Raw genomic sequence first — 6,597 nt, forward strand, 5'->3', positions numbered from 1 at the left:
GGCACCGACGGCCCCGCCCGGTGCGCCGACGGCGCCCGTCGGCGGTGGTCCGCTCGGCCCGCAGCGCGAGGTCCGCACGCCGATCGCCGGCGTGCGGAGGCAGACGGCGGCCGCCATGGTCGCCAGCGCGTTCACGGCGCCGCACGCGACGGAGTTCCTCACGGTCGACGTCACGCCGAGCGTCGAGCTGCTCGCCGAGCTCGCGGCCGACCGGCGGTTCGCCGGCCACCGCGTCACCGTCCTGGCGCTCGTCGCCAAGGCGATGTCCGTGGCGCTGCGCCGCCAGCCGACCCTCAACGCGCACTGGGACGAGGCCGCGGGCGAGATCGTCCAGTACGGCTACGTGAACCTCGGCGTGGCCGCCGCCACACCACGGGGGCTGCTCGTCCCGGTGATCAAGGACGCCGAGCGGCTCGACCTCGTCGGTCTGGCGGAGGCCCTCGCGTCCCTGACGCAGGCGGCGCGGGCGGGCACGACAGCCCCGGCCGACCTCGTGGGCGGGACGATCTCCGTCACCAACATCGGCGTCTTCGGCATCGACGCGGGCACCCCGATCCTCGTGCCCGGGCAGGCTGCGATCCTCGCGACGGGGGCCGTCCGGCGGATGCCGTGGGAGCACCACGGCGACATCGCGCTGCGCAGCGTCATGACGCTCAGCCTGTCCTTCGACCACCGCCTCGTCGACGGCGAGCAGGCGTCACGCTTCCTCGCCGACGTCGGCGAGATCCTGGCCCGGCCGGCGATGGTCCTCGCCATGGTGTGAGCGCGGGACGGCCGCGTGCGTCCCGCGCGGTCGGTAGCGGCTCCCTCGCCGCGGCCCACGAGCCCTCCGGGTCCGCCGTCGCGAGGGCTATGGTCGGTCCATGGTCGACGGCGACCGGGTGGCGGAGCGCACGTCTCGGGCGACGCGTGCGCCTGGGCTGGACCGCGCCGTCGCCGACCTCTACGCGGACCTGCGGCTCACGCCGACGCTGCACACGCTGCTCGCGCAGAGCCGGCGCCTCGTGGGCGCGCCCGCCGGGAGCATCTCCGTCGTCGACCACGAGACCTCGACGTACCGCAAGCTCGCCGAGCGGGGCATCGCGTGCCGGCTCGGGCAGAGCTTCCCGCTGGGCGAGGGGGCGACCGGTCAGGCCGTCGCACGCCGGCGGCCGGTGGTCATCGACGACTACGCGACCCTGACCGGGGGGCACCTGCCGCCCGACCACCCCGCGAGCCACGGCGCTGCCCTCGCCGTCCCGATCTGGTGGCGCGGCGAGGTCATCGGCGTCAACGTCGCCTTCGCGGGGCGGAGCCGGCGCTTCACGGCGGCCGACGTCGACGCGCTCGAGGTGCTCACGCAGAGCGCGGCCGGCGCGATCGTCACGGCCGGACGTGGCGAGCCGTCCCTCGCGCGCGTCATCCGTGACCACGCGCGCGCTGACGGCGACCCGCCCGGCAGCCGCCGGGTGGTCACGGAGGTGGGCGACGTGCGGCCCGTCTCGCGCGAGGTCACGGACACCGCGGTGGGGCTCGTCGTGGACGCGGACCGCGCGGTCGGCCGAGGCGGGTCCGCGCCGCGACTGCACGTGGCGATCGTGCACCGCCCCGACGGGCTGCGGCTGCTCGTGCACCAGGAGGGCGTCGGCGACGGTCCCCGCGGCACGGCTGTCGTCTGGCACGAGCTCCGCGCCGTGGTCGAGGGCGGGGCCGACGTCGCGGAGGTCCCCGGCTGGGGCACCCTCCTGCGCGCCGACATCCCGTACGGGCCGGCGGCCCGCACCGCCTCCGAGCCCCGTCGCTCCCCTGCTCCCACGTCGCCGCTCACCGCGCGCGAGGCGGAGGTGCTGGGCTGGCTCGCGCACGGGCTCGGCGACCGCGAGATCGCCGACCGTCTCGTCCTGTCCCGTCGGACCGTCGAGAAGCACGTCGCCGCGGTGCTCCGGAAGACCGGCACCGGCTCGCGCACGGCCGCCGTCGTCCGCGCGCTCGAGAGCGGCTGGCTCCCGGCGCCGGGCGACACGTCCGGCGGCTGAGCGCGGCGGCCCCGTGCCGGCGGCAGATGGGTGATCTCACCCATGTCGCCGGTCGCGGCCGAGGGCTTGACTGGCAGCGGTCGGCACGCGCCCGCATCCTCGCGCGGCCGGCTCGACCCGAGGAGGTCACGTGCCCGTCGTCCCCACCAAGGAGATCCTCGACCGCGCGCTCGCCGGACGCTACGGCGTCGGCGCCTTCAACGTCGTCGACGACCTGAGCACCGAGGCGGTGCTCGCGGCCGCGGCCGAGGAGAACGCCCCGGTCATCCTCCAGACCTCGGTCAAGACCGTGCGCCAGTACGGCCGGGCCCGGCTCTTCGCGATCGTCACGGCGTTCATGCGGGACGCGCCCGTGCCGGTCTCCCTGCACCTCGACCACTGCCCCGACCGCGCCGTCATCACGGACTGCCTCCAGGGCGGCTGGAGCTCGGTCCTCTTCGACGCGCACGAGCTCGACGTCGCCGAGAACCTGCGGCAGACCACCGAGGTCGTCGCCGAGGCGCGTCGCCACGGCGCGCACGTCGAGGGCGAGATCGAGGGCATCCAGGGGGTCGAGGACGGCATCGGCTCCGACGCAGCGCCGGCCGTGCAGACGCTCGAGGTCGCCGTCGACTTCATCACCCGGACCGGCGTCGACTGCTTCGCCCCGGCGATCGGCAACGCGCACGGCCAGTACAAGGCCGCTCCGACGCTGGACCACCAGCGCGTGAGCGACCTCGTCGCGGCCACGGGCATCCCGATGGCGCTGCACGGCGGCACCGGGCTCTCGCCCGAGCAGTTCCAGGACCTCATCTCCCGCGGGTGCGCCAAGGTCAACATCTCGACCGGCCTCAAGGAGGCCTACATGCGCTCGGCCCTGGAGTTCCTGCGGGGCGCCGAGGCCAAGGGCTCGTGGGACCCCCCGTCCTTGTTCCGGCACCAGCGTGCGGCGGTGATGGAGATGGCCCGTGAGCACATCCGCATCTTCGGCAGCTCCGGACGTGCGTGGTGACGGCCCTCGTCCTGGACTGCGACGGGGTGCTCGCGGACACCGAGCGGTACGGCCACCTCCCCGCCTTCAACGCGACGTTCGAGGCGCACGGCGTCCCGGTGCGGTGGAGCGAGGACGAGTACGCCGACAAGCTGCGGATCGGCGGGGGCAAGGAGCGCATGGCGAGCCTCTTCGAGGACGCTGAGCTCGTGCGGTCGGCGGGCCTGCCCACCGCGCCGGACGAGCGCACGGCGCTGCTCGCGCAGTGGCACCGCGACAAGACGGCGCGCTTCACCCAGCTCGTCGCCGACGGCGCGATCCCCGCGCGGCCGGGCGTGCGCCGCGTCGTGCACGACGCGCTCGACGCCGGCTGGACCGTCGCGGTGGCGTCCACCTCGGCGGAGGCGTCGGTCCGGGCCGTGCTCGAGCACGCCGTCGGCGCCGACGCCGCGGCACGGGTGCCCGTGTTCGCGGGCGACGTCGTGCCGGCGAAGAAGCCCGACCCGGCCATCTACCTGCTGACCGTCGGGCAGCTCGGCCTGGACCCCGCCGAGACCCTCGTCGTCGAGGACTCGCGCAACGGGCTCCTCGCAGCGACGCGCGCCGGCCTGCGGTGCGTCGTGACCGTCAACGGGTACACCGAGCGCGAGGCGTTCGACGAGGCCGTGCTGGTCGTCTCGGAGCTCGGCGACCCGGACCGGCCCCCGATCACCGTGCTGGCCGACCGCGCCGGCGCGAGCCCCGGCCCGATGCTCACGCTCGACGACCTGCGGGCGTGCCTCAGCGGCGCGCCGCCCCCGCCCGACCCGTCCCGAGCATCCCCCGACCCCGCAGGAGGAGGTCCCGCATGACAGCCGGCCCGCAGGACGTCGAGCACGTCGTCCGCACCATCGCGCAGACCGCGCTGGACAACGAGACGTACTTCGGCGAGCTCGACTCGGTCGTCGGCGACGGCGACTTCGGGTACTCGCTCGCGCGCGGCTTCGAGAAGGTCGTCGAGGGGTGGGACGACATCGACCGCACCGACCCCGGCACCTTCCTCAAGAAGGTCGGCATGATCATCGCCTCACGCGTGGGCGGCACGTCGGGACCGCTCTGGGGCACGGCCTTCCTCCGCGCGGGCAGCACCGCCGGCGCCTCCGCCGAGCTGACGGGCGAGCAGGTCGTCGCGATGCTGCGCGCCGCGGCCGACGGCATCAAGGCCCGGGGCCAGTCGGACGTCGGCGACAAGACGCTGCTCGACGTGCTGGTGCCCTTCACCGACCGGCTCGAGGAGGAGCTCACGGGCGGCGCCGACGGCGGCGCCGCGCTCGCCGCAGCGACGCGCACCGCGCGCGAGGCCGCCGACGCGACGAGCGAGATGGTCGCCCGCAAGGGCCGCGCCTCGTACACGGGCGAACGCAGCAGGGGGTCCGTCGACGCCGGCGCCATGGCGCTGGCGGTCATCGCAGAACGACTCACCCAGTCCTGGACCACCGAGGGAGCGTCATGAAGAAGTTCGTCAACGACCCGAAGCAGTTCGTCCCCGAGATGCTCGAGGGCATCGCGCTCGCCAACCCCGACACCCTGACCTACGTGCCCGAGTACAACCTCATCATGCGCAGCGACGCCCCCCGTGACGGCAAGGTCTCGATCGTCCAGGGGTCGGGCTCGGGGCACGAGCCCGCCCACGTGATGATCGTCGGCAAGGGCATGCTCGACGCCGCCTGCCCGGGCGACGTGTTCGCCGCGCCGCCGATGGACTACGTGTACGAGACCACGAAGCGGCTCGCGAGCCCCGCCGGCGTGCTGCTCCTGGTGAACAACTACACGGGCGACCGCATGGCGTTCGACATGGGCCGCGAGATGGCGGAGGCGGACGGCATCCGGGTCGAGATCCTCACCGTGGACGACGACGTCGCGGTGAAGGACTCGCTGTACACGATCGGCCGGCGCGGCGTGGCCGGGAACTTCTTCGTCATCAAGGCGGTGGGCGCCGCCTCCGAGCGCGGCGCGGACCTCGACGAGCTGGTGCGGATCGGGAAGAAGGTCAACGACGTCACGCGCACCATGGGCGTCGCGCTCACCGCCTGCACGCCGCCCGCCAAGGGCTCGCCGCTGTTCGAGCTCGGCGCGGACGAGATGGAGTTCGGCGTCGGCATCCACGGCGAGCCGGGCCGTGAGCGGCGGCCCATGACCAACGCCGACGCCATCGTGGACGAGCTCCTCGAGGCCGTCGCGAGCGACCTGCCCTACGCGTCGGGCGACCGTGTCGCCCTGATGATCAACGGGCTCGGCGGGACCCCGATCAGCGAGCTCTACCTGCTGTACCGGCGCGCGCACCAGCAGCTCGCAGCCCGCGGCATCACGGTCGGCCGCAGCTACGTCAACGAGTACTGCACGTCGCTCGACATGGCCGGCGCGTCACTCACGCTCGTGCGGCTCGACGACGAGCTCGACGGCCTGCTGGCCGAGCCGGCGGAGGTCGCCATCCGCGTCTTCTGAGCCGTGGTCCTCCGAGCCGTGGTCCCCTGAGGCGCGGTCGTCCGAGGCGTGACCGGTCGCCCCGCGGCCACCCGGGGGCGACCGGTCACGCGCTGGTCAGGAGCAGGACGGACGCCGTCGACGGGCGCGCGAGGCGCAGGTGGAGCAGGCCGACGCCCGCCGCGCCGGTCATGAGACCGACCGGGTGGTCGGGCGCCGTCCAGGCCGCGGCGCGGTCCCGGCCCGCCCGTCCGACGGCGGCGAGGAGCTCCGCGTCACCGACGGACGTCGCGGGCGCGGCGGACGCGGATCCGACCGACGCGAATCGGACCGACGCGGATCCGACCGACGCGGATCCGGTCGACGCGGTCAGGAGCGCGTCGGCCGTGCCGGCGAGCCCGTGGCACAGGCTCCACCCGGCGTCGGGCCGCGCCAGGCCGCGCCTCACCTCGGCCCGGACGAGCGCCGTGGCCTCCTCGGCCTCGCGCGCGCAGGTTTCGTCGTGCAGGAGCGAGGTGATCCGCGCGCGGGCCAGCCCGATGCCTGCCGCGCCGTGGCACCACAGGGTGGGCGGCGGTCCGTCACGGCGGCCGGACGGGCGGCCCGTCCGGAAGTCGGGCCAGGCGCCGGTGACGGGGTCGCGGCACGCGGTCTCGTACCGGACCGCGTCCAGCGCGGCACCCCGTGGACCGGGCAGGCCGGTGGCCGCCGCGAGCTCGGCGAGCGCCCATGCCGGGCCCGACGCGCCGTGGGACAGACCGGTGAGGTGTGCCGAGGACGCGATGCCCGGCGACGCCCAGGACAGCCCGGCGGGTGACGTCGAGCCGGCCTCGAGCAGGGCGTCGCCCAGGCGGGTCGCGGCGTCCAGCAGCGCACGCTCGCCCCAGGCGCGGTGCAGCAGCAGGAGCCCGACGACCGTGCCGGCCGCGCCCGAGACGAGGTCGAACCCGCCGCCGGCCTCGCCGGGAGCCGACGCGCCGGCGTCGAGCCGACCCAGCACGAGGGCACGGGCACGGTCGCGGACGTCCGCGCGACCGAGCAGCCCGGCGACGTGCTCGGCGGCCACGGCAACCCCGACGGCCCCGGTGAACAGGCCGTCGTCCGGCGCCGCGCCGCCGCGCCCGGACCGGTCGAGCGCATGGAGCGCCG

The 6,597-nt window shown here is 75.3% G+C and carries 7 protein-coding genes; 6 read left to right on the forward strand and 1 reads right to left on the reverse strand.

The window, feature by feature from the left end; translation table 11 throughout:
- From ICW40_RS12520 to dhaK, 6 genes are all read left to right on the forward strand, one after another.
- A partial coding sequence (locus tag ICW40_RS12520; RefSeq protein ID WP_221654356.1) for a dihydrolipoamide acetyltransferase family protein occupies positions 1 to 763 on the forward strand: 763 nt, incomplete at its 5' end.
- Positions 764 to 863: 100 nt separating this feature from the next.
- A complete protein-coding gene (locus ICW40_RS12525) occupies positions 864 to 2,015 on the forward strand; it encodes a GAF domain-containing protein (RefSeq protein ID WP_221654357.1) in 1,152 nt (383 codons plus the stop codon).
- A gap of 130 nt (positions 2,016 to 2,145) precedes the next feature.
- On the forward strand, positions 2,146 to 3,006 hold the full coding sequence (locus ICW40_RS12530; RefSeq protein WP_221654358.1) for a class II fructose-bisphosphate aldolase: 861 nt from the start codon (positions 2,146 to 2,148) through the stop codon (positions 3,004 to 3,006).
- Entirely contained in the window at positions 3,003 to 3,836 is an 834-nt protein-coding gene (locus tag ICW40_RS12535) for an HAD-IA family hydrolase (protein WP_221654359.1), read from the forward strand. The genes ICW40_RS12530 and ICW40_RS12535 overlap by 4 nt, the downstream gene beginning before the upstream one ends.
- Positions 3,833 to 4,477, forward strand: coding sequence for a dihydroxyacetone kinase subunit DhaL (gene dhaL / locus ICW40_RS12540; protein ID WP_221654360.1), 645 nt, complete (start codon positions 3,833 to 3,835; stop codon positions 4,475 to 4,477). Before ICW40_RS12535 ends, dhaL begins: the two co-directional genes overlap by 4 nt.
- Positions 4,474 to 5,469, forward strand: a complete 996-nt coding sequence (gene dhaK / locus ICW40_RS12545) for a dihydroxyacetone kinase subunit DhaK (RefSeq protein ID WP_221654361.1) — start codon at positions 4,474 to 4,476, stop codon at positions 5,467 to 5,469. Before dhaL ends, dhaK begins: the two co-directional genes overlap by 4 nt.
- An 85-nt stretch (positions 5,470 to 5,554) precedes the next feature.
- On the opposite strand, the gene ICW40_RS12550 is transcribed toward dhaK, so the two are convergent.
- Positions 5,555 to 6,597, reverse strand: a 1,043-nt coding sequence (locus tag ICW40_RS12550) for a lanthionine synthetase LanC family protein (RefSeq protein WP_221654362.1), incomplete at its 5' end; no start/stop codon positions are given.

It is taken from the genome of Actinotalea ferrariae (assembly GCF_019733465.1).
Taxonomy (GTDB): domain Bacteria; phylum Actinomycetota; class Actinomycetes; order Actinomycetales; family Cellulomonadaceae; genus Actinotalea; species Actinotalea ferrariae_A.

Coding starts and splice junctions, on each gene's coding strand:
- dhaL (WP_221654360.1), top strand. CDS start 3,833: ATGACAGCCGGCCCGCAGGACGTCGAGCACGTCGTCCGCACCATCGCG.
- dhaK (WP_221654361.1), top strand. CDS start 4,474: ATGAAGAAGTTCGTCAACGACCCGAAGCAGTTCGTCCCCGAGATGCTC.
- ICW40_RS12525 (WP_221654357.1), top strand. CDS start 864: ATGGTCGACGGCGACCGGGTGGCGGAGCGCACGTCTCGGGCGACGCGT.